This window comes from Pseudarthrobacter sp. CC4 (assembly GCF_048957775.1).
Lineage (GTDB): Bacteria > Actinomycetota > Actinomycetes > Actinomycetales > Micrococcaceae > Arthrobacter.
The window spans coordinates 1-23,782 of record NZ_JARCCZ010000030.1 but is presented as its reverse complement, the minus strand read 5'-3'; the positions used below and the strand labels follow the sequence as shown (position 1 = coordinate 23,782).

The 23,782-nt window shown below is 60.9% G+C and carries 17 protein-coding genes and 1 pseudogene; 11 read left to right on the top strand and 7 right to left on the bottom strand.

The features are described 5' to 3' along the window. Positions 1-8 precede the first annotated feature (8 nt). Complete coding sequence (locus PV768_RS18655) at positions 9-722, top strand: hypothetical protein (protein ID WP_421093823.1); 714 nt, start codon at positions 9-11, stop codon at positions 720-722. Next, the gene (locus PV768_RS18650) at positions 722-1,843 is read left to right on the top strand and encodes a C40 family peptidase (RefSeq protein WP_421093822.1); all 1,122 of its coding nucleotides are present in this window, start codon (positions 722-724) and stop codon (positions 1,841-1,843) included. Before PV768_RS18655 ends, PV768_RS18650 begins: the two co-directional genes overlap by 1 nt. 553 nt (positions 1,844-2,396) lie before the next feature. Here the strand turns inward: PV768_RS18650 and PV768_RS18645 are convergent. The 4 genes from PV768_RS18645 to PV768_RS18630 all read right to left on the bottom strand — a co-directional run bounded on the left by PV768_RS18645 (position 2,397) and on the right by PV768_RS18630 (position 10,872). Further along, positions 2,397-6,389 (bottom strand): hypothetical protein, encoded by a 3,993-nt coding sequence (locus tag PV768_RS18645; RefSeq protein ID WP_421093821.1) that lies wholly within the window; start codon positions 6,387-6,389, stop codon positions 2,397-2,399. A gap of 379 nt (positions 6,390-6,768) precedes the next feature. Further along, a complete protein-coding gene (locus PV768_RS18640) occupies positions 6,769-8,910 on the bottom strand; it encodes an AAA family ATPase (protein WP_421093820.1) in 2,142 nt (713 codons plus the stop codon). Beyond that, the gene (locus tag PV768_RS18635) at positions 8,897-9,463 is read right to left on the bottom strand and encodes a hypothetical protein (protein ID WP_421093819.1); all 567 of its coding nucleotides are present in this window, start codon (positions 9,461-9,463) and stop codon (positions 8,897-8,899) included. Before PV768_RS18635 ends, PV768_RS18640 begins: the two co-directional genes overlap by 14 nt. Continuing rightward, the gene (locus PV768_RS18630) at positions 9,460-10,872 is read right to left on the bottom strand and encodes an SIR2 family protein (RefSeq protein WP_421093818.1); all 1,413 of its coding nucleotides are present in this window, start codon (positions 10,870-10,872) and stop codon (positions 9,460-9,462) included. The genes PV768_RS18635 and PV768_RS18630 overlap by 4 nt, the downstream gene beginning before the upstream one ends. Before the next feature lie 960 nt (positions 10,873-11,832). Here PV768_RS18630 and PV768_RS18625 point away from each other — a divergent pair. The 8 genes and pseudogenes from PV768_RS18625 (at position 11,833) to PV768_RS18590 (ending at position 20,594) form a co-directional block, all read left to right on the top strand. Next, positions 11,833-12,165 (top strand): hypothetical protein, encoded by a 333-nt coding sequence (locus PV768_RS18625; RefSeq protein WP_421093817.1) that lies wholly within the window; start codon positions 11,833-11,835, stop codon positions 12,163-12,165. 3 nt (positions 12,166-12,168) lie between these two features. Beyond that, positions 12,169-13,539: a type IV secretion system protein gene (locus PV768_RS18620; RefSeq protein WP_421093816.1), complete on the top strand. Its 1,371-nt coding sequence runs from the start codon at positions 12,169-12,171 to the stop codon at positions 13,537-13,539. Continuing rightward, positions 13,532-15,028: pseudogene (locus PV768_RS18615) on the top strand (SCO6880 family protein). Before PV768_RS18620 ends, PV768_RS18615 begins: the two are co-directional and overlap by 8 nt. Before the next feature lie 227 nt (positions 15,029-15,255). Beyond that, the gene (locus tag PV768_RS18610) at positions 15,256-16,470 is read left to right on the top strand and encodes an ATP-binding protein (protein ID WP_421093815.1); all 1,215 of its coding nucleotides are present in this window, start codon (positions 15,256-15,258) and stop codon (positions 16,468-16,470) included. Between the two features lie 137 nt (positions 16,471-16,607). After that, positions 16,608-18,290 carry a type IV secretory system conjugative DNA transfer family protein gene (locus tag PV768_RS18605; protein WP_421093814.1) on the top strand — a complete coding sequence of 561 codons (1,683 nt, stop codon included), beginning with the start codon at positions 16,608-16,610 and terminating at the stop codon, positions 18,288-18,290. A 127-nt stretch (positions 18,291-18,417) separates the two neighbouring features. Further along, on the top strand, positions 18,418-18,789 hold the full coding sequence (locus PV768_RS18600; protein ID WP_421093813.1) for a hypothetical protein: 372 nt from the start codon (positions 18,418-18,420) through the stop codon (positions 18,787-18,789). An 84-nt stretch (positions 18,790-18,873) separates the two neighbouring features. Continuing rightward, on the top strand, positions 18,874-20,031 hold the full coding sequence (locus PV768_RS18595; protein ID WP_421093812.1) for an ArdC-like ssDNA-binding domain-containing protein: 1,158 nt from the start codon (positions 18,874-18,876) through the stop codon (positions 20,029-20,031). A 59-nt stretch (positions 20,032-20,090) separates the two neighbouring features. Next, positions 20,091-20,594 carry a single-stranded DNA-binding protein gene (locus tag PV768_RS18590; protein ID WP_421093811.1) on the top strand — a complete coding sequence of 168 codons (504 nt, stop codon included), beginning with the start codon at positions 20,091-20,093 and terminating at the stop codon, positions 20,592-20,594. 150 nt (positions 20,595-20,744) lie between these two features. Here the strand turns inward: PV768_RS18590 and PV768_RS18585 are convergent, their stop codons facing one another. Genes PV768_RS18585 through PV768_RS18575 form a run of 3 tightly spaced genes read right to left on the bottom strand, consistent with a single transcriptional unit; the run spans position 20,745 to position 21,533 of the window. Next, positions 20,745-21,029: a hypothetical protein gene (locus tag PV768_RS18585; RefSeq protein WP_421093810.1), complete on the bottom strand. Its 285-nt coding sequence runs from the start codon at positions 21,027-21,029 to the stop codon at positions 20,745-20,747. Continuing rightward, positions 21,007-21,225 carry a hypothetical protein gene (locus PV768_RS18580; RefSeq protein ID WP_421093809.1) on the bottom strand — a complete coding sequence of 73 codons (219 nt, stop codon included), beginning with the start codon at positions 21,223-21,225 and terminating at the stop codon, positions 21,007-21,009. Before PV768_RS18580 ends, PV768_RS18585 begins: the two co-directional genes overlap by 23 nt. A gap of 32 nt (positions 21,226-21,257) precedes the next feature. Beyond that, positions 21,258-21,533 (bottom strand): hypothetical protein, encoded by a 276-nt coding sequence (locus PV768_RS18575; protein ID WP_421093808.1) that lies wholly within the window; start codon positions 21,531-21,533, stop codon positions 21,258-21,260. Positions 21,534-21,991: 458 nt separating this feature from the next. Here PV768_RS18575 and PV768_RS18570 point away from each other — a divergent pair, with 458 nt between their 5' ends. After that, positions 21,992-22,939: a hypothetical protein gene (locus PV768_RS18570; RefSeq protein WP_421093807.1), complete on the top strand. Its 948-nt coding sequence runs from the start codon at positions 21,992-21,994 to the stop codon at positions 22,937-22,939. Positions 22,940-23,782: the final 843 nt, after the last annotated feature.

Genomic DNA, 23,782 nt, shown 5'->3' with positions numbered 1-23,782 from the left:
GCTGGGTGATGAATCGATTCCGTGAAGCTGGGCGCCAGCGGTGGTTCCTTGCAGGGGTGGTGGCCCTGCTGGTGATCGGTTCCGTTTTCCTGTTGTGGCCAACGGATGGTCCTCCCAGGGGCGCGGCGCCAACGCCGGCGAAAAGCGCGCCTCCCGCGGCGACACCGTCTGTCACCGCGTCAGTCCCAGACGAGATGCTCGCGGCTCCACGTGAGGCGGAGGCACCGTCCGAGGACGCGGGTGAAGGTTTGCCGCGCACCCGCGATTATCGGGCGCTCGCCGTAGCGGCAGCGAAGGGGATCTACACGTGGGACAGCCGGTCGTCGTCGTACTCCGATATCTATGCCCGGGTGCGGTCCTGGTGGACGCTGCTCCCGGATGGTTCCAATCCCTTGTCCGTGCTGGTCCGCGAGTTTGAGGGTACCGGCGTCACTGCGGGGACGTTCTCAACCTTGGCAGGTCAGTCGGCTCGCCGAGGCGGCACGGCAGAGTCCCCGCGCTGTGACCTTGAGTTGGCCAAAGTGCAGGAGTATCCAGCCCCCTGGGAAGGCCTTCACGTGTGCACGGTGACGGTGAAGGTTGTGGACGAGTCAGACACTGGCAGAAACGCTTATGAGGCACCAGTCACGGTGATGGTCAACTGTCCGCCGGCCGTCACGGCTCCGTCTGGGCGCTGCGGAATGGTTGCCTTCTACGCGACCACCGAACGGATCGTCTACTAGTGGCTGCTCTGGCAGTCGTTGCAGGCATTGTGAGGCGACGGGCACTGCTGAGGGTTGTATCGGGAGCCGCTGCGGTCGTCGTGCTTGTTGGCGCGGTGGCGTTCGCGGGCGGCGTGGCCGTGGTTGCCAGCAATGCTGGCCAATCCGCAGTTGCCTGCTCGTCCCCGAACACCGCGGCGACCACTGTGTCTGACGCGACTGGTGCTGGTTTGGAAGTCAGGAACGCGGGGCGCCTGCTATACGAACTGTCGCCGCGGCAGGAGAGCGTGGCACGGACGTACATCGCGGTTGGGAAGCAGCTTGGACTACCCCGCGCGGGGCAGATCATTGCCATCATGATGGCGCTGCAGGAGTCGAGTCTCCGCATGTTGGCGAACACCAGTGTGCCGGCGTCCCTTAACTTTCCGAATGACGGTGTTGGACGGGATCATGATTCGATCGGGTCCGCCCAACAGCGGCCGGCGGCGGGCTGGGGGACGGTTGAGCAGCTGATGGACGCCTCATACAACGCGCGTGCGTTTTACGGAGGGCCGTCGGGCCCCAATCGAGGCAGTCCTCGAGGGCTGCTGGACATTCCGGGTTGGCAAGTCATGGACAAAGGTCTGGCTGCCCAAGCGGTCCAAATATCTGCCTTCCCAGAGCTGTACGCGCGGTGGGAGCCGGCCGCTACGGCAATCGTTGCTGCACTCGAGGGTGGGACTGCTCCGGCATCCTGTTCGACTTCTTCGCCAGCGCCACCGTCTGCTGGCTCTTCGGGCAACCTGAGCCAGCTGCGGCAGGACATTCTGAAGTTCACGCAGCAAGGCTTGGGAGGGCGGTATGTGTGGGGCGGCACTGCCTTCAAAGCCTGGGATTGCTCCGGTTTCGTGCAGTGGATCTACAGGCAAGCCGGCATTGAACTGCCGCGGGTAGAACAGTGGCGGGTTGGTGTTCGAACGGAGGATCCCCAACCAGGAGATTTGGTGGTTCAGAATCCCACAGGACCCGACAACTGGGGCCACGTCGGCATCTACGCCGGCGACGGCATGATGTGGAGTGCTCTCAACCCGGCGGTAGGGACGCTGTTGCATCCAGTGAGCTGGAATCCGGGCGCGGCCTACTTTGACCTGCTTAGGCGCTGAGGGCTCACCGCGGGCTTCTAGACGGCATCACCCGAGCAAGAGGCGTACTCAGCGGATGAACGATTCCTGTTGGAACCCAACCCACTACCTTAAGCGGAACCACCGCGGGAGCTGCGTGGCATCAATGTTGAGTTAGGAGGTGGGTACCAGAACCCCCGGAATCACGCGGGTTCGGCCGATCTGTGGACGTCTTTGTGGCACGGTATGACCCACCTCATTAGTAACGTTGGTGGCTTCATTTTGCTGACATCGCCATCGCGTTTGCCGCCGACGGGAACGAAGGCTGCATTATCCGCGTGGTTACCGCGATGCTGTTGATTCCTTGTACGTCACAGGCCGCATCCGGTTTGCAACGGGAACCGCGGCTGGACTGCTGGAGGGCCGGAAGCGCCAGTCGGTCTACAAGCACGGGATCCTTGAGCAGTACGTCATCAGGTTCGCAACGATGACAGACAGCTTTGCTGCCGAAAGCGGGCGGTGCTGGTCGACGGATTTGCCGGCAGGGGACTTCCTATAGCAAGCTCGGCCGTCAACAGAAACTCGGTTCCGACGGTCAAAACTCGTCCAGGTAGTCGGGTACAGGCTCGTTGATTTTGTCCAGAAGAACTTGTCGGGCTTCTGCTTCGGCTCGGCGAAGTTCTTCATTCGTTTCGGACTCCAGGGCACGATCGAGTGCAGCCAGTGCGGATTGGAGCTCGGGCGACCCAGCGTCGTTTCCGCTCCAGAAGTGTGGAGTGAGATTCTGTGAGACCCGGTTCAGGGTGTTCATGCGGAGATCTTCTCCGAAGGTGCGACCGTGCTCGATGAGCCGACGCGCCAGCTCGATGTGATGGGCAGCCCACGCGTTCACAGTAGCCAGAATTCCGAGGAGGTTTGCAAGTTGTTGCTCGCCAAGATCCCCGACGGCGTCGCTCAGCCCGTCGGTGACGCCTCGAGGAAGCCGGTCTCCTACCACTTTGGTCAATACTGATGCGACCTGTCCGGGATCGTCGCTCTCGCATCCGTCAAGGATCCAGGCCGCGACCTCGTGAGGATTCCCGGAAAAGGCTGTGCGAAGGCTGTGATCCTCGGCGCTCCGCAGAAGATGACGGAGGGAGTGGATTCCGGTCGTTCGGTCGAGGACCAGACGCGGATGCGCCGTTGCCATGTCTTTGATCGGCTTATCGGCCTCCCATGTAGCGACCTGGATGGTGGCTAGAAGGTCCAGTACTGCAGCCGCTTGGTCATGGTTGAGTTTCCGGTACCAGTCCTTGCCAGAGCTTCCCACTGGAATACGGAGGATGTCGTAGATGGTGTTGTCCGTTGCCTTCCCGGTGATCAAGGTCTTGGAAACGGTGATTGGATCCTCAACAAAGGGCAAGGCCGTGAGGAATGCTTGCCGAACACGGTCCGAAGGGTCCTTCACTCCATCGGTGATCGCCTCTATGTAGGGGGTCCCCAGGTTTGACCATGCGAAGAATCCGGCAGCCCGTCCGATAGCCCACCGGACACCTTCACGCTGGGCGGCTGTCCCAGCAACGATGTGGTCGATCAAGGCCTTGTCCGAGGCATGGAGACATTCCAGGAGGATCGGCAGGCCGGCATCGAGTGGGCCGTCGGAGAGTTCGATGATGGCCGCGACGATGTCTGGTAAGCGTTCAGTATGCTCGCTGGCGGTGAGTTGTAGAAGGGTGATGATCTGGTGGCTGGGTGTGCCCTTTGACGTTAGGAGGGCTTCCCTCAGTTCCGCGTCGAGTCGGTCTACGCTTGCTTTCGTATCGGCCTGGGGCCCCCAGAGTGACTCGGCAAGTCGGAGGAGTCTCTGGTGGGATCGGTGCTCGTGTGCTTCTATTTGGTTGCTGAATTCGGCCTCACCTTCTGCGGAGTGGTTCGATCCGGCAGCAACTTTCTCAACGCACCCGTTAAGCGTTGGCGCATCTTTCCCTCGCTGAGGGTCGACCTCGATCAATCGTCCGCCGCCGAGCAGGTGATCGCTGAGGTCGTCGTCCTCGCGTTGGTCGAGTTGATGAAGGAGTGAAAGGGCTGCGTGCATCACATCTGGCGAGGTGGAGTAGCCGGCTGGGATTTCGGCGGCGCGGCTCACTGTTCTCCGTATGGCGGGCTTCGTGGTGGATTCGGCGATGGTTCGCAAGGCTGCGATGGTCTGGAGATCGTCATCCGCCCAGGCATTGCGCTGTTCATCAGGAACGTTCGCTCCGAAGTAACCCTGGGGTGGGCGGACGGCATCTTCGAGGAGCCTGACGATTTCAGCGGTGAGCGACAGGTTCCCGTCGTCGGCATAATTCACGCACAAGGCCCGGACGGCATCCCGATGCGGTCGAGCCCACGTCGGATTGACCTGGAACTGGCCCAGTGAAATGGCACGAGGATCCTGCATCTCGGTGGTGGTTCCTTCTTTGGCAAGGAACGACTCGAGTACCGTCAGCGGCGTGACAGCATCTTGTGGTTCCATTGTCGCGAGCCACTGCCCGGCTTTGGCGATGATGCGCTCCGGGTAGGACGGATCGGGAAGCCGATTGATCTGGCAGAGCTGATCGATGATTATTCTCAGGGGGTGATCAAGTGCCGAGTCGACGGGGCGCGAGTCTTGGCGGCCGAGCTCCCAAAGAGCATCCAGCGCTGTTTCGAGCCCTTCAGCACTGTTGGCGGCACAGGCTCCGTACGGGACGGCCAGCCTTCGTTCCACCGAGGTCCGATCGATTTCGCCCGTTCCGAACAAGGCTTCCATCGCAGCGTCGCCAGACAGATGCGCAGGTCGTTGACCTGGTTCAAGACCGTCGAGTTCATCCAGCCGGTGCCGGATCCTGCCGAGTAGCTCTAGCGTCTTCGCCGGTTGGGTGAGTGGGAGCAACCCGAGATGGCCGGCCAGCGAATAGAGGTCTCCATATCCTCCGTGATCAATGCTGGTTACGACGCTTGCCCAGATCGGATCCATGACGTGTGGGCCGCTGTGGTGGGAAAGTCGCCACTGGAGGCTGCCGATAGAGGTGAAAAGGTCCTCGCTGGCCACATCACTGAGGGCGTTCCAGAGCTCCTCGACGAATCCCGTATCAACCCCGTCAATCGAGGCAGCACGTTCCAGTACCTGATCAGCGAACAGCTCAGGCATGACCCGCGCCCTGCCGTTCTGTTCAATGACGATGCCGCGGTGACGAAGTTGTTCGCGGAGCCGAAGGTAATCGCGCCGGGAGATGCCCGCCAGCTTGAAGATTCTGGACCTTATCTCTTCGTCGTCAGCGTTGACCGTGCCAAGCGCCGACAGGGTGGCGAGCACTAGTTCGAGGGGTTCGGGCCCCACAGCGTCAATGCCTCCGGTCAGAATGTCCCCATAGCGTGCCATGACCTGCTCGCGCAGGTCGCGGTCGAGAGACAGCGGACCCATCAGCTGGCCACCTTTGATCATGTTCAGTGTCAGGACAGCCACAAACGGCGTATCCCGTGCCTGTCGAGCGAGGGCTTCAGAGAGGGAAAAATCGAGGGAAAGCCCGTCAGCGAGGGAAGCCACCAGCTCGCGACCTTCAGGCAGGGTGAGTCTTCCGACGGTGATTTCACAGATCTGCTCCTGGCGGAAGCCGATCGTGATCACCTCGATGCGAATGGCTCGTGCTTCCAGACCCCTGACGCCGAGTACGAGTTGTGTTCCAGCATTCTCTGCCGCGTAGTTGAGTAGGATCGCGAAGTCCGCTGGGCTTCTGTGAACGTCATCGACCACGATGACCGCCGGTGCCAGAGGCAGCAGATCGATTGCATCTTTGTCGAGGCCATGTCCGGGGGAGAGCCAGAGCACCTGGACCGTGGGATGGGCTGCCTGGAAGGTCTCAAGGCAGTCGATCATGAGTCGGGTCTTGCCGATACCGCCAATCCCATTGACGATAACGACGCGGGGCCAATCGGCGGACCTATCCAGCGCCGTGGAGAGCTGCGTCTTCTCTGATTCACGGCCGACGGCGGGTCCGAGGTCGTTCAGAAGGTTTTCACCAGTACGCCTCCGCTCTGAGACTTCCGTGATACCGAGAAAGGAATCCACCCCAGGGATTTGAACGAAGTGGCGGCGGAACCTCTTACCCCAGAACGCGTCGAGGATCTGACGCTGCCTCTGAAGTGGGAGGCTTTTCAGCATCTGGGTCAGGCCGCGTTGATCGATGATGTCCCAGCCCTTGTACTTCTTCACTTCTTGCCGAGCTGCTGATGACGCCTCGCCGGAGTACACGATGTAGTACTCGTCAGCGACGAAAGTGCAGTCCTTCACGAAATTGCGAACATTGGCGGCTGTCAGATCGTCGAGGCGTTTGCACTGCCAGGCAACGCTGACGCCGTCTGACCAGGTTCCCTCGAAATCGATGCCATGCTGCTTATCGCCGCGGCGGCCCCATCGCTGGACACGCTTCACACGTCGAGCGGGCTCAGCTACGGACATGGTGGCTACAAGAAGATCCTCAGTGAAATCCTCAAACCGATCCGGATGCAAGCGACCCGTAGGGACCAGATCAGCCCGACGTCCTCCAGGGATCCCAGACTCTTCGGACAGTTGTGCATCGTGACTCATGACCCTATTCTGCAATGCTCTCGGTCCAGTCCAGCGGATCTATTCGGGCCAGCGGCAAGCGTCGCAACCTGAAACCGTCAGTCCGGCATTCACCCGGACAGGACTATGCTGCATCCAGTCGTCCTGACAGTTCGGACGGGAGCGATCTCGAAGGGAAGATTTGCAGCCTGTGACCCATTTCTGGCGACATCTCTCTTGCTCGACAGCGGTGGCATGAACGGCAGGGGAGTAGGGCCTGATCAGATCGTTGAGTTCCGTTAGTGGCACGAACATGTACCGCACCGGGATTCTGCAGCAGGATCAGAAGCCGAGCTCCTCCACGAGTTCCTCGAAGGGCAGTCGTGGCTCTGCACGCGCCTTCGACGCGCCACGTTGGCCCTTAGCTGGCTCGACGGAGCACCCGAATCGGGTCCTCAAGCAACTGCCCATCCACATCGCGCTCATCGACCGTGGGACCGCTGCGATCCCACCCCGTAAACCTGATGATCTTCGTTCGGGAGCCTTCGGCTCGCGGCGCAAGCTTTCGTTCGAGCAACCCGGAGAGCCGCCGCTCATGGGTCGACACAATGAGCTGTCGACGGACCCTGAGGTGCCTACACAGGTCAGCAAAACCGAGCACATTCACGTCATCCATCGACTGGACTGGGTCATCCAGCAATAGGAATGGCAATCCGGTGTCCTCCATCGACAGGCTCATGGCGATGAAATAGGACAAAGCGACAATGTTGGCCTGCGAGGTCGAAAAGATCAAGAGCGGGTCTGCCGAGATGCTCGCTACCTCATCAATCACCAAGGGGCTCGTAGTCCCCCTCCGATAGTAGGTGTCCAGTTCGAACTCAACGGTCTTGAACGCGGGATGCGGGTCGAGTCGGCGGAATATGTCCGCAACCAACGGCTGAATAGAACGCAGCCGACTCTCAGTGACTTCAACTCGGGCCTCAAGCGTCTTCTCGGCGAGTGCCTGTAGTTTCTCGGACCGGGCAGTTTCCGTGGCTAGCTGCCCCTGGGCGGCGGCGAGCGACGCCTCCAAGCTCGTGCGTTCCGCAGCGGCCCGCTCTATTGAGCCTTGATCGCTTTGCCGATCGAAAGTCTCCAGGAGGTCATGCAGGACCCGGCGCGCTCCGCGAAAATATTCCAATACTGGAACAGCGACCGAACCAAAAGATTCCGTCGTGTATTTATCGAACCGCACGAGGGCAATGTCCGCAGCAAGAGCTTCGATGGCGACGGCCGCTGCCCGATCTGCGGTGCTGGACGCACGCCAGCGCTCAACTTGCTGCTCCGCTCCGGCAAGTGCGTCCGAAGCCGCAGAGGCCACAGTTGAAGCCTCACTGAAGTCGTTCGTGCGCTCTACAAATGATTTCTCCAGTTCGAGGAGCGTTCCGGTTGCCTCCGCCCTCTGAATCAGCTCGCGCTCCACATGCTCTCGGTCTATACTCTGACGGCAAACCGGGCAGTCATCCGACAACATCGGTATAGCAAGCGCAGCCAACTTGGCCACCTCTGCAGCCGTCAACCGCGCGGCGTTCAGCTGTGATTGCGCCGCTCCTCGTAACGCTTCGGCCGCGTCCTTATTTGCTTCCGCCTGTTCGACATCCGCACGGAGAGCATCGATCGTGTCAGTGTTAGGAGGATCCCCCAAGCCTTCGCGCAGTTGAGACGCACGGCGGACGAGCGCGTGAGCGGAGTCTACGAGGTCGATCGCAGAGCCGAAGGCTGTCGCCGCGAGACGAACATCATCCGGCAGCTCCAGGTTTACGTCCAAGTCGCTGAAGGACACCCCGGCGGGAGTTGCTCGCAGCCGATTAAGGACCTCATCGCGTACGGCTTCGATTTGGGGGCGACTCGCCAACCGTGCTTGCGCTGTCTCGAGTCTTTCCTCAGCTTGCTTCAGAGCAATGGCTAGCTTGGAGCGTTCATTCCGGACCTGTCCCTCACGCTCGGACGCTTGCTTCGCAACAGACTTCGTGGCGTCCTCAAAGTCCTCCAGCGCGCCAAGTCCAAGCACTGTGCTCAACTGCCGGTACCGCTCAGTCGGCTTGGCTTCCAGCACGCTCCGTAGTACGTCTTGCTGCATCAGACCAGAAGTGGATAGGGCCGAATGCAGGGACAATTCGCTGCTGGGCAGCAGAATGCGACGGAGCACCGCTTCGGCTTCTTCGCCAAATAACGGCGCTTCGCCCCGTCGGCTGAGCTCAAGAGTGCTTCCTCCTTGATCGCCCGTTCGTCGCAGCATCACTTGCCCTGCCGGAAGACTGAGGTCTATCTCGACCGAAGCCTTTCGCCCGATGCGGTATTGATTTACGATATGCTCCACGTTGCGTCGTGAGCGCAGAGCTTCAAGTCGTTCGATCTTGCCTACCAAGACCCACTGCAACGCATCAAAGAAGCTCGTCTTTCCGGTGCCGTTCGGCCCGGTGACGACAACTGCTGATGCCGACAGATCGAACTCACGCGCATCACGAAAACCGCGAAACGCTTCAATGCGCAGTCGGTCGATCATGGGCTCAAAGGACGTCATCCAAAGATCCCCCCTGTTCGAAGGCAGTAACAGCACGCTGCGCAAGCTCCTCGTCAACGCCGTGTGAGATGAGTGTGTGCAGAAGCGACTCAAGTGCGTCGGTGTGTGCGACGGTGGTCGCAAGGGTCACTGGCTCAATGAAAGGTGCTAGAGCATGTCTTACCGCTTCCGGCGTCGGGTCGACACCGGTGTGCGCGATGCGGCGCACACCTGACGTGTCGTGATTGATCGCGTAAAGGTCGCGAGTGACGGCGTTATCTTCGGCCGACTTCTCTTGAGTGAGCAGGACGAGGTACGTGTCCCACTTTTTCGGCCCAAGCGCGACAGACTCGATGCGTTGTGAGAGCGACTCGAAGATGATGGGTTCCGCCAGTATCAGGTTGCGAATGGTGTTCATCGCGGCCACGGCGACGACAAAATAGTTATTCTCCGCAAGGATCAGCTCGATGTTCTCACCCATGGTCTCAACCTGGAACCCCTGCTCGGACAATACCGTCTTGGTGAAGCCGAGGAGTTCGTCGTCGGACCGACTCGACAATGACGTGGTTTTCACGCCGCGATCACTTCATCGGCATGAGTAATGTCTGGCACTAACGCAAGAGGCCCATCAACGATGTCCAGTTCATCCGAATCACCCATGATGTTGTTGGGTAGGGATCGGGGCTTCGGGATCGGCCCCACACCGCCAGCAACGACGAATCGCGGATGAGGGTCACCTCGATTCGCATGGTCCTGCAACCGGTATTCCGCTGCCTCGACGAGATGCCGGGACGGCACCGTCTGCGTCGCGACCAGCACTTCAATAGGGCCCTGATCGGTGTCGAATACGTGATTCTGGCGAAGCCGGGCCGAGTTCCCCGCGAGCCGGCCCAAAGCGATAAGAACCTTACCCAGCTCGGGACTCTTGAGGACGGACTCACCAGCCCGCCAATTGATGTCGACCTCACGCGCCCATTTGAGCACAGCCAACGAGTCAGACTCGAACAGCCCTTCCGTTGCCTTATCTAGGTCAGCAGTGAGCACTTCGTCAGATGTTAGGCCGGAACTGTGCTCACTAAGTCGCCCCATGATGTATGCCGAGGCGACCTGCTCCATGAAGACGTCGGCCGTTTCCGGGATCTTGTAATCGTCCCGAAGATTCGGCGCGACGGTCTTCCACTGGGAGTTCTCCCAGTTGGATTTAATGTTTGGCGTAACGACCCGAATATTCTCGACGGAGTCGACTTCGTTGATCGCTTCCTCGATGCGCTGCTTTACATACCTTGCAACATCCCCGATGCCAATAAACACCACGACGGCACTACCGAGCCGTGCGTGCGTCTGTTCTCGCACCCAAGGAGGTGGGTCCTTCAGATGACCGCTTGTCACAAGCAAGGAATTCGGCTGTGAAGCGCAGCCGTGAATCTTGAGGACCGAGGGTGGGGTGACATCCGTTAGGTCACGGTTGCTGGTGACAGTCGGCAGGCGTTCCTCACCGGCTCCCCGCTCGATACAGTTGTCCCAATTCGTCGTGAGGACGTCAATCGCTCCTTCGAGCATTAGATGCGCCAAGACACGGTGAGCATACCCGGGCTTCGCCGACTTGAAGTTTGCCGCTATGGCAGATGTTTGACGCAGAGCATTTTCGCCGCCAGGAAGAGCCGCGACGGCATCTGCAACGGCAACAAGGTCCCACGGGTCAACGTCCTCAAGAACTGGGAACGCCGCCTTGAGCCGCGTGTGGATTGCTTTTGCGAGATACGGGCCCGTCGGGAGGTTGGTTGGCTGCGACAGGCTGATACCCGCACCGGCGTAGAACACGATCTTGCCAGCAGACAAGGCTTGAGTTGCCAACGCGACCGCATACGGCGGAACGTTGACCGTGACCGAAGACGGAAGTCTAGTGGTAACAAGTACCAGCAGCCCGTGATGCGACGGTGCCTGCTCGCGCTTCTGCACCGCCAGGCTCCAACTGATCGCCAAGATCCAAGCGCCTTCCCCTCGTGGCGACCGCTTCTCGTCTGCCTAGTCCCCATCATTCGTTGCTGTCATACCTCGACGGCACTTGCCGGAATCTGGGTTCTGAAGGCCGATGAGGAAGCCCAGCTCTCAGGGGCTGCGCTGCTGCTCGCCGACGCGATCCCTAAAGCGGTGAAGCCATATGGCCCCAACGGCATCCAGTCGAATGCTGACGACGCGACACAGACGGTTCCCCACCTGCCTGCCCATCTCGTGCCCCGGTAGCCGGAACCACGCGCCTTTCCACCACGGGAACGGAACTCAACAACTATTTAGAATGTCGTGATCACGGCGGCTGTGCCTAATTGTGCGGTAATCTCAGCGGCATTTTCTTCTCGTGGGAAATGACACCCCAGGCCCCTAACACCCACCACCGGTAGCAGGCAAGAGTATGCTCGATCGGTGGGCGGCGAATTTCGCCCGATCGCGATGACGCCGCGCCTCCGTGACCATTCCCTTTCCACTCGGATTCCCGCGCGATAGCAGTCGGGAGACAATTGGCGGCGCACTTGCCGTCGGTGGCCTCCGCCGGAGGCGGGTAATCGTGACCGACCCCGCATTCCAAGAGTGAATCGACCGTGCGCCCGATTACTCGTCCGTCAGTCGGACGCTGGTTGGTCTTGCGAGCACAATGCGACCGAGACCTTTGCCGACCCACCCCGTCCTTAAACGTTCGTCAGTCAACTCCTTTCATATGGTCTCTCGGAAGGGCGCTATCGTCCTCCGGTGAAGCTCGGCACGGTCGACCTGATCGCAATGTCAGGGGCCGATAACCTTGCCAGGACGGGGGCAACGCACCCGTAACCGATCCACCTCCTATTTCAACGTTCACTGGAGTCATTGTGAGTCTGGTGCTTTTGCCGCCTATGAGAGGTTCAAGGCTAGTGGAGTCATGTCGCTCCGTTCCGCAATTTCCATGAACCCGTGAGCTCATCTGCTCACTCCATGGATTACGACGGACGGAGCGTCATGTTTCTTGCAGCGGTGGACCCGGGGATCACCCCGAACGCGAGCTTTCCCTTTCTGGAATCGCTCAAACAAATCGGCGGCGGCATCCTCGTTGGCGCCTTCATCATCATTGCCATCGTGGCCATCATCGGCGCCGCGATGCTTCTGGCCGGCAAACTCAGCCAGTCGTCACGCCTGGCCTCAGGCGGCGGCGTGATCCTCCTTTGGACCGGTCCGGTGGCTGCCATCCTCGGCGGCATCAACGGCTACATCCTCTGGTCGCAGACAGCTTTCCCACTCGGGTTCTAGCTCATGCCTGTTGAGTGCGACCTCAATGGATGGTGGCCGCCCGGCTGCGGCCTGGTCTCACAAACCAACGACAACGCCATAGGCGCAGTCACGGCCCTCTTCGCGAACATTCTCCAGAACATGGCGTCCTGGCTGTGGGCCTTCATTACCGGGGCATTCACAGTCTCGGACGTCGACGACTCCCAGTGGCTCTCCATTGAAGGGCTGACGAGCTGGTGGGTCGTTGTAATGATGACGCCGCTCGTCGTCGTGATGATCCTTCAGATCCTCTCGGGCCTGGTGAGCCAGCAACCGAGGCGCATCGGACGGGCGATGCTCGGCGGAGCCGCCGCCATTCCACTCGTCGGTGCGGCCGTGTATCTCGTCAGGCAACTGACCCGGGCGAGTGACTTGGCGTCGGCCGCCCTCCTCGAATCGATTGGTTCCGATCCATACCTGGTGTTCATGAGGCTTTTTGGTTTCGAGCGGGCACCAGAAGGAGCAGGGCGCGAATGGAACCTGGTCTCGCTGGCCCCTGGGAATATGGGCGGCGCCCCTGGAGCCGTCGTTGTGACGGTGATGGCAGTCATTGTCGTCTGGATCCTCGCCTTCATCCTGATGTGCTCGATGATCTTCCGCTCTTTCGCGCTAGTCGTGATGGCGGCCGCCGCTCCCGTGGCGCTCATGTTGCTTCCGTGGGACAAGACAAAATCCTGGGCACGACGATGGTGCGAGGTCGTAGTTGCTTTGGTCCTAGCCAAACCGCTAGCTGCAACAGTTTTGGCAGTAGCGGTGAAGCTCTTTGCAGAGTCGAAGTCATTCGCCGGATTAGCCGCCGGAACGGTGGGCATGGCGCTCGCCTGCGGCGCACCTTTGATGGCCCTGCGCTTAGTCAGCTTCGCAGGAGGGGAACTGGCCGCAGCAGCTCAAACGGCAGGCGGCGGCCACATTCTGTCCAGGAGCAGCAGCGTGGCGGCCCGCCAGATCAGCAGGCAGGCAGGCGGCCGCCTGACACTCGCAAACCTCGTGGGCCGCGCCGCCATGACTCGGCCCATCAGTTCCAGCCGGAACGCTTTCCCGACACAGGTATTGGCAACCGCTGTGCGGTCGGAAGGCTCTGTGGCCGGAGGTGGCGGGGGCCAACTCGCCCTACGCGCTGGCTCCGTCCCAGGAGCCACCAGCGCCCGGCAACCATCGGAGTCAGCGGACTTCCGGCGAGTAGAGCCCGGAAAACGGGGCGGCCCGTCAGCATCCGCACGACAGGCCCCACCGGGAGACATGGAACCGCGAGCGCATCCAAACGTAAGCGCACCGAGCCGGCAAAGAGTGCAGCCTTCTCCGAGACCCCAACCACCCAGAATTGACCCTCCGAAGGGAGGCAACCCACATGTCTGAAGACGCGAGGGCACTTGAGGCCGTCAAATTCCCCAGGTACGAGCGCCGGGGTTTCTTCCTTGGGCTCAAGTGGTACCAGTTGCTGATCGTTGCCGGCGGAGGGGCAGTTGCCGTCGTCGCCTCTGCGACGAGTGGCCCCGCTGGCCTATTCGCCTCCGGACCCATGTGGCTTGGGCTGATGCTGCTCGGGCTTCTCCAGTACTCCCGCATTCCTTATCCGGTGTGGGCAAAACAGATCGCTTTGTTCTTCTACCGGGCGGCTGCAGGACAGACGCGTTTCCTCGCACGTACCGCGGCTCCACAACTGGCCGGCCGGCTCGCTCTTCCCGGCGGTCTAGGCAATCTGGAGATCCGAACAACGGCCCGCGGTGAATGCTTCATCATCGACCGCCACGGCAGGGAGGCAATCGCGGTGCTGCGCTGCAGTACGCGATCCTTTGCGCTCCTGGATCCAGACGACAAGGCGTGGGCCGTGCAGGCCTGGTCACGTGTACAAGCGGGAATGGCCCAACGGACGGGTGTGGCAAGGGTCGCGGTTCAGGATTACACAGTGCCCTACCCATCGTCGGCGCTCTGGGAGTTTTACAGAGGCAACGCAGTCCGGGACCAAGCAGGAGGGAAGACTACGTGGGGCCAACGCGCGTAAGAGGATTTACTTGGCGCTGCCGGGTCAACAATGAGCCATGAACTCCTGGTGTCGGTTGTCTTGGACACCAGCAAGGCTCGACGCCGGATCAGGGAGTCTGGCGGTGGACTGACAGGTCTCGAACGCGTACTGAGGCTGGAAGTCGAGGCCATCAAGACGTCGCTCGGTACACACAACGTGAGGGTCGAGGAATGGGTAGGGGAACTCGGACTGCTTGGCATCATTCGTGGCGCATTCGATCCCGCTGCTTCGCCGTCCGCCAAAGCGCCGGTGGCGGCAGCACCGCCGTCGGACGCCCCGTCAAGGGAGCAGAGGGAAAGCCTCCAAAGTCATGGCGCTATGGCCGTTGAGGAACACTGGACCTACCTGCGGACCGACACCGGCTTCCACCAGACTTTCTGGATCGCCGAATGGCCGCGACAGAAGGTCTTCCCTGGCTTCCTGCAGCCTTTGATCTATGTCGGCGAGTTCCGCCACACCTTCACCGAGGTGATCCGGGCAGTGCCTACGGCCGAAGCCCTGCGGGACATCCGCTCCGCGCAGGAGGCGCACGAGACCCGACGCCGTATCAATGCCCGCTTCGACCGGCCCCTCACCCGTGAGCAGAAGGCGGAGGAAGAAGAAGTGATCCAGCGGGAGGAAGAGATCGTCGCCGGCCATGGTGACGTGCGCCCGGCTGCTTACATGACCATCACGGCGACTTCCCTCGAGGACCTGGCACGGTATCGCCAAGAACTCGAATCCGCTGCAGCGGGAGCTTTCGTTGAACTGCGGCTTCTCTACGGACAGCAATGGGCCGCCTTCGTGGCTGGCGGGCTGCCGCTTGGAAGGGGACTGCGGTGAAGCAGGCAACGAGGAGCCTTGAGTACGTCCCGTCCGGAAAGAAGCGGCGAGAGCTGAAAGCACGACGGCGGAACGCGCCACCCGGGGCACCATCGGCGAGCGCCGTGGTGCTGGACGGTCCACTCGATTTCCAAGCGTTTCGCCTGACAGGGGACTGGGGGAGCCGGGAGCCGAACTCTCTCCGGGGTCCGCACCGGCTGCGGCCGGCCCCGCACCGTGCCTCCACGATGACGTTTGCTGCCGCTTATCCTTTCCTGACGGAGTCAGGGCTGGGGCACGAGGGAGCCTACATCGGCACCGACGTCTTCGGGTCCGGGGCGTTCTCCTACGATCCGTGGATTCTCTATGACAAAGGGATCATCAGCGGCCCGTCCATTGTGGTGATAGGCACGGTGGGCACCGGCAAGTCGATGTGTGGCAAGTCCCTCGTGACGCGGTCCATCACCCTCGGGCGGAAGGCCGCCGTCGCGTCCGATCCCAAAGGTGAGTGGGTCGCCGTCGCCAATGCCGTTGGCGGGAAGGTGATTTCCGTTGGTCCAGGACGTCCTGCCAGAGTGAATCCCCTTGACGCCGGGCCTCGCCCGAGCGCCCTCACCGAGGCCCAATGGCAGGCTGTCGTCAGGCAACGGCGCCGGTATCTGCTGGTGGCCTTGGTTTCCCTCATGCGGCAGGGCACGCCGCTGCGCCCGGTGGAGCACACAGCCTTGGATATCGCCCTAATGGAAACAATGGCCGAGAATTCAAACCCGACATTGCCCATGGTCTTGAACCACCTGCTGGCACCGTCGAAGGAGATGACGGCCCTGGTCGGCGTGGAAGGTGGGACTGCCGTAAGCCATTCCCTGCGGCGCACCGTGTCCGGGGACCTCGAAGGTATGTTCGATGCGCCGTCCACGGTGGCCTTCGACGCCGACGCTCCGATGATGGTGATGGACACTTCCGCCCTGATTGGGGCGTCCGAGCAGGCGCTCTCGCTGGCGGCCGCTTGCGGCGCCACCTGGCTGGAAGCCGCCATTACAAATCCCGACGGCGGCAAGCGGCTGGTCGTGTACGACGAAGGTTGGCGGATGCTCGCCGACCCGTACATGCTGGCGAAGATGAGCGAGCAGTGGCGGCTCGCCAGGACGTATGGGATCGCCAATCTGCTCATCATGCACAAGGTGGCGGACCTCAACGAGATCGGCGACAGCACCAGCGGCCACCGGCAAAAAGCGCTGGGCCTGCTCACCGAGGCTGACACCAGAATTATCTACCGGCAGAAGCATGACGCGATGCGACTGACCAAGGAAGCACTTGGCCTGACTGAAGCCGAGTGCGAGCATGTGGAGAACCTGCCGAAAGGCGTCGGGCTGTGGAAGGTGGGAAACCGCTCCTTCATCGTGGCCAACCGGGTGACGACTGACGAACTGGCGGTCTTCGGAACAGACGGCAGGATGTTGTGAGACGGGGTGGGAGCTCGCGGGCCGCCGGCGAAAATCCCTTGGTCACCGCTGGCCTTGTCGGCGCGGCATCTTACGTATGCCTCTGCGCGATGGTGCAGGCGGCAGCGCAGCTGGCCGGATCCTGGCAGTGTGGCACTATGCCGCCGTCGAGATTCAACCCTGCGGCCGCCGTCGGTCTCTTCACCAACAGGGCGGACTGGATGGTTGTTCAGAAGGAGGGGTGTGCCCTTGGTACAGGTAGCGTGTGGTGGGTTCTGGCCCCGGCCCTGCTTGTGGTCGGTGCGCTCGCCGTTGGTGCGATGGTGCTGTGGCGGCGGTGGAAGCAGTCGGGCGGCTGGCTGCGCCAGGACATCCTCAACCGGGAGGGCGTTGCCCGCCGTGCCGAGATCCTCCACGATTTCGGCGCGCGGGCTGTGCGCAAGAGAGGTAAGTTTACGCGCCCGGGGCTGATAGACCCTTCGGTGCAGGACGTGTCCTGGACTCTAGGCCGCTCCCACGGTGTCACTGTCCACGTCTCCACGGAAGAGTCGATGGTGATTCAAGGCGCGCCCAGATCCGGCAAGGGCTTGTACGTGGTTATCAACGCCATCCTTGATGCGCCCGGAGCCGTGGTTACGACGTCGACGCGCGCCGACAACCTGGTGGTGACGATGAAGGCCAGGGCATACGGAGGCCGGCCGGTGACGGTCTTTGATCCGCAGGGGATGTCAGGGATTCCATCGTCGCTGCGTTGGTCCCCTGTGCGGGGATGCGAGGACCCGGACATTGCTACCCGCAGGGCATTAGTGATCACGGCGGACACCGAGATGAAGGGCGAGAACGCGGCGTGGCAGAAGCGCTCGCTGATAGTACTTCAGTGCCTGCTCCATGCTGCCGCTTTGTCCGGCGAGGGAGTGACAGCCTTTAGGCGTTGGTCTTCCAGCCCAGTACTTGCGCGGGAGGCACTCGAGGTGCTGGGCCGGCCGGAGGCAGCGTTGGGCTGGCAGGCAGACCTGATGGGGATTCTGGAGGACGACCCACGGAACACGTCCAATTCGTGGATTGGAGTGTCGGCGGCCGTGGCACCGCTGTCATCGCCGAAAGTGCTGGCGGCACTGAATCCGCAGGACGAGTCTGAGGAGTTCGATCCCAAGGCTTTCATCCGGGACCGGGGAACGCTCTATCTGATCGGCACACGGGCGGGCGCAGCTGCTGCCGGCCCATACCTCTCTGCGCTGATCGACGATATCGACAATGCTGCGAGGGAGATGGCCTTCGTATCACCTGGCGGCCGGTTGGAGCCGCCTCTTTCCCTGATCCTCGACGAGATCGCCAATCTTGCTCCGTGGCCCGGGCTGCCTGTGGCGCTTTCCGACGGCGGCGGCATCGGCATTTCAATGTTGGTGGTTTTGCAGTCGTTGTCCCAGGCGAGGTCGGGCTGGTCGATCGATGAGGCGTCGACGATTTGGGACTCGGCCATCATCAAGGTGATCTTTGGTGGCGGATCCGACGAACGGGACCTCCGTTCACTTGCCGGGCTGCTGGGGGAGCGGAGCATCACCCGCACAACGCGGTCTTGGTCGTCGCAGGGACGGCAGGACGGCGAGCAGATCCGCGAAAGCCCGGTCATCGCCCTGGACGAGATCCGGCGCCTGCCTGCTGGCACGGCGCTTATGCTTGGCCGTCGCACCCGGCCCATCCTGCTGGATCTCCTCGAATGGCACAAGCGCAAGGACGCAGGGGAACTGCGCCGCCTGAAGGCCGAAATGGAAAGTGTCTTGGCCGACGGGCACAGGCAACGCCAGCAGCAGGCTGAAGGGACGCAGGATGCGCAGCCGTGATGACACTGACGAGTTCGATGTCCCGGCCTCGGGTTCCTTTGGGGACGATGAGCTGACCGCCCAGCTATTCAGGTCTGCTTTTGCTCCGCCCTCTGGCCCCAAATCTGTGACTCGTCGCTGGAGGGAGATGACGCCAGAGCAGTCACAGGAAGTCTGGGGGTCGCTCTTCTCGTGGGTGAGATGGCTTGTCGCCACCTATCAACTGACGACGTCGGTCGTTCCGGACTGCTGGTGGCGTCACCCCGAGATGGTTGCCGAGCTTTACGCGCTTCAACGCGCGGAGCTCGCCTCCTACACAACGGACGACCCGGGATTCGGTCCGCTGACTTTCCACGAAAGGCTCCCTCACGCCGTCGAACGCCTGAGGGTTCATAGCCGGACTGCAGGATGTGTGGGGATGCAGGTGCACAAGGAGCCAGCGCCCCGAATCCTGGCCACCGATGATCCTGCATTCCTTGAGTGGCGCAAGGCTGCCCACCAGTTGGTTGCTGAGTACTGAGTCATGTCGATCGTATGGCCCACCGCCATGAATGGGTGTCTGCGCAGCAACGCTGCGGTCCAAGAAGTATGAAGGGTGGCTGTCGTGGCCGCTGTATCCGAAGTTCCGTCGGCCGTCCCGTCTGACCAGAGTTCTGCGCTGGCCGGAGACGGCGCTCGCCGTGTGGCGCCGGAGGAACGCATCGCCGCGTTGATGGACGGGTTGCATTCGATCCTGGAGCAGGCGGTCGAGTCTCCCTCACACTGGCAGGTGCTGCTCGATGCTTCCGCCAACCTGTGGCGCTACTCGGGCGGGAATGTTGCCCTGCTGATGATGCAGATGGCCCAGCGGGGCACGGACGAGCCGACGCTCGTTGCGGGGTACAAGGAGTGGGAACGGCACGGCCGCACCGTCCTTCGAGGCGAGCATGCCCTGTGGGTCATCGCACCGCGGACTGCCCGTGTCCAACAAATGCTGTTGCCTGACGGCACACGTCAGCGCATTCCTATGGGTGAGAAGCTGCCCCGCGGCGCCGTCGACGAGGGCAAGAAGACCCTTATTACCGGTTGGCGCGGCCAGGCCGTCTTTGACGTTTCGCAGACGCAGGGCGCTCCGCTGCTGGTTCCTCGATCTGGCAACACTTCCGTGGAGGCGCCTCAACTGTGGGAGTCATTGACTGCAGTTGCCCGCGGGCATGGTTTTTCGATCCACGTCACCGACGCTCAGTACGGACTGACAAGCGGCTTCACCGACTTTGCGGGGCGCCAGGTTCAAGTCGGTCGCTGGCTGAACTCAGAGGAACGCATCGCCGTCTTGGCGCATGAGCTCGGGCACGTTCTGCTGCATGGTCCGAATGACACCGTGGGCAAGCTCTACGGGAGCAGTGTGGATCACCGCGGGCTGGCTGAAGTTGAAGCCGAGTCAGTCGCGTACACGGTGTTGAAAGCCCATGGGATCGATCGGGGTCCCCAATCAGCAAGCTACTTGTCCGGGTGGGCTGACGCCGTGATTGAGGCGGAGCACTCCGTTGCGGGTGAAGGGTCCGCGCGGAGGCAGCCTGCTTCTCGTGTGGACATAGCGAAGTCCGTCCTGGGCCGGGTTACGGCAGCCAGCAAGGAAATTCTCCAAGTGACCGATCCTCCGGGGACAGGTGGGAAGGTTCCTGCAGCCGAGGCTGCTGCGCGAGTGCAGAGCCAGGAAACCTATGTGGGCTTGAAGCAGCCAGGCGGACCAACCCACGGCCTGGAGATCTCCGGCCCGTAGGGGGCCGCACTGATTGTTGGACGGGACCGCCCCGTCTGCGAAGGAAAGGACAGAACGAGATGAGCACCAAGATTCCGATTAACATCGTCGGCAATCTCGTCGCGGACCCCGAGCTCACTTATGGTGAGACCGGGGTAGCGCATGCCAAGCTGCGGGTGGCTGTGAACCAGCGGATCCAGGGAACAGACGGAAGCTGGCAAGACGGAGAGCCTGTTTTCCACAACGTCTCCGCATTCCGGGCGCTCGCAGAAAATGCTTCGAACTCCTTGAAGAAGGGGGACCCAGTCACCGTCTCGGGCGAACTGGAGTTCCGTGCCTTCGAAAAGGACGGGGAGAAGCGTGAAGCACGGCGGATTGTCGCCGACACGATCGGCCCCGATCTTCGCTTCGGAACAGCCGCCTACCAGCGCTCGCCGCGGGCGGCTGCCGGCGCCGAAGCTGCGGTTGGTGCTGGACTGCAGGCGGCATCGGAAGCAGCCCAGCCCGCCTACAACATCGCTACGAAGGAGGCGGTGACAGCGCCCCCTTTTGGCGGGCCGGCACGGAGTGACATCAGCATGTGACTCACGGCTTTTTGCGGTTCCAGAGCCTCTAAAACTAAACAACACGCGCTATGGCCTGGTCCTCGTGAGGGACCAGGCCATTCCGTCATCTCTTTAGAGCCGTGCGTGTGGGTCGCGTTGTCATCGAACTCGCTTTTGACGACGGTCGCCCTACAGCCTGCTACTGCCCTTCCATTGCTCCGGCTCCACGCGTTTGATGCTCGAGGATTGCGCCCAGCCCATGTGGTACTTCTCGGAGGAATCCAGCCACTCAATGAGGCCGTACTTCTGGGTCCAGCCCACAGCTTTGCCGTAGATCCCTCCGACGTACACCAGCGGCCGGCCATACTTTGGGAAGTCCCGCAGGGGCGCAGGGTCATCTATAGGTCGACTCGCTTCGGCCTCCATGCGAGCCATCATGCGCTCGAGATCTTCAGGGGAGCCGGACTTGATCACGAAGACAAGTGTAGAACATATGTTCGAATGACTGGCATGGGAACGCTGAGGCCGCCTCTTTTGTCGAGCTCGCAGCGCAGATGCCGTAGAGATTGGGACAGAATTGGGCGTAGTTCAGATACAGCTCGAGGATTCGCTTGGGAGTGAGGGTAAAACTGAACTCGGCGGTCAGCCCAGCCTCCAGCGCCTTTCTCACGCTGTTCTGTCCCGGCCAAAGGTAAATGTTCTTTACGAGCTGCTGGGGATCGTTGAACCGCTGGGGTCAGGCTTTCCACTCAAGTAGGCCTCAGTGCGAGCCTTGAAGTCCTCGACGTCAAACGGGCCTGATCGCATGCCTAGTTGCTGATCCTCATGAGCGATGGTCGCCGCCAGCATGAACCGGCTGATGTGGTCGATGGAGACGTATTGGAAGGCGATGTCTCCACCGTCCTGCAGCATGTAGGCCGTGCGTGGTGGTGTGATCCAGATGAAAGGCACGGCAGATAGCTCACTGAGGGCGACCATGCTAGCCACCGTGGCAAGGAACCGCTTGAGGTACCTGCGGAGCCGGGGGAGTGTCTTCATCCGCTAGAGGCAGTTCAATCGGCCATTCGATCGGTGACTCAATGGTCTCCTGGTGCTGAAAGGGAAAGCCTGTGTTAATTTTCTTGAACGGTGAGCGTTCAAATAGGGCGGTCAGAGAAGTCTCCATATCCTGCTTCCGATCTTTAATATCGAAAGCCCCTCGGGGAATCGAGGAGATATGCCTAATTTTGCGCTTTTTGCTATTTTCTTTGGCTAGCAGCTGAATTATTGAACTCGTGTTTATGGCCACATATTTTCGAACTTGAATTGGGCATTCAATGAGATCTGAGTCGTCAGTGTGCTACTGCGCAGCTGGGCAGCATCCATCCAGTGTCAGTCCTCGCAGGTAGGCTTTCATCTAAGTACTGATTCATCCCCACGATAGGTGTCACAAGTAAATGCTCGATCTTGAATCCGCGATCAAGTCATCATCTAAGTTGCGCCAACTTCGCCTGCTCGCCGAGATCTACCGCGAGTCCCAAGATTGGGATCGTCGCCAAGTCCCCACAGCTGGTCTCTACAACGAGGGCCACCTATGGGGTATCGATGTCTCAGCTTTGAAGAGCGACTTCAACGCCCTGATGGCTGCGGGCTGGATCTATTTCGAAGCAAGTGCTGGCGGCGTGGATGAGGTCCTGATTACCCAGGAGGGGATCGATGCCGCGCAGGAATTTCAGGAGCGGCGCGGCAACCCACGCCAGCGGGCTTCGGCTCTGAGAGTCAGCCTTCTGAATTGGCTCTATGACCAGCATTTGTCCGGGGAAGAACCCAAAGACTTCACGCCTTTCCAAGCGAGTCCTGAAGGTAAGTATCTAGGTCTGGGTTACCGCGATGAAGAGATCGTCCGTGCTGCCAAGTCCTTGCGCGATAAGGGATACATCCAAGTGTGGGCACCAGTGAGCGGGAACCTTTTGAAGCCCACGATTACAACAAGTGGCATCGACATAATCGAACTGTCGGAGTCGGCTGCCGAGGCTAGAGGGCATGAAGGAATGACTGTGAACAACTTCAACATCCGGGACTCGCACTCGATGAACATCGCCCTAAACAGTCCTGGAGCTGTGCAGACAAACACCCTGACCGCCGAGCAGGTTGATCAGGTCCGCAAAGTGGGAACCTTCCTACGGGAGGTGAAGCCCGTTCTCGGCCTGCCGGATGATCGTCGAGAAGAGGCTGATCAGTTGGTCGCAGAGTTGGAAGAAGAAACAACAGCTGCCGAGCCGAAGCCAAGCAGGATCAAAGCGCTGCTCTTCAAGGTCATCGAAGTGGCGGCAACGGGTACCGCGCAGAGCGCGGTCGATGTAGTTACGTCTATGGCTCAGTCAGCCATCGAGGGGATGGGCTAGGTTGACGCCTTCAATCTAAAGACTTCGCGGGGACGGATCTGCTGCCACGATTTCGCATCACCCCAGAGTGAGTTGAAGTGCACCAACCTCCGAACCTGAGCAGCGGCACCTCCGCTAAGCGATCGACGCTGTCTTCTTGTTGCCATGCCGTATCCCACCCGTTGCCGCCAAGTTGAGGACGAAAATACTTCTCAACTCGAGGCGCGGTTTCATCCTTTGCGTCCTTAGTCCAGAGCCGCGGAGCTGATTGGATTGTCTCGTCATCTGTGGTTCCCTTGCGAACTACACGAGCGTAAGAACTACTCTCGCATAGGTCCTGGCCGTGTCATGGGTATCTAGTACTCAACTACATGATGCTTTGTCACCGAGAAACTCGCCGTTTCGTGTGCGACAGGTAGCGGAACCAAGCACCACCACAGAGGCCCCATCCAATATCGTGCGGAAGTCCTACTTTCGGGCCAACGGTCGCTGCACACTCGGCCGACCGTCGATAGGCGCCCATGCCAGGCAGTCCCTGGAGCTGATGAAGTACGTCTCCGGCCAGGGAGCGCCGGGCATCACTTGGGCCGGGTCTGGAGCTATGAGCAGGATGGATCCAGGCCAAAGCGGCTCCGGCAGCGCTTGTATCCAGGCCGGCTGGACATGGTTGAAGCGATTCCATCTGATGGTGACCCACGAGCCCGTAGGCTGTACGGCGTCAACGCTGAGTAGCGTTACCTCGGTCGTAGTCCCGTGTGCCAGCCTGGCATCGTCGAATGAGCGCCACTGTCAGCGATGGTCGAAAAGTGAGCCGTTTCGCGGGCTGAAAAGTGAGCCACTTTGACGCTGGTTATTCTGCCGTAT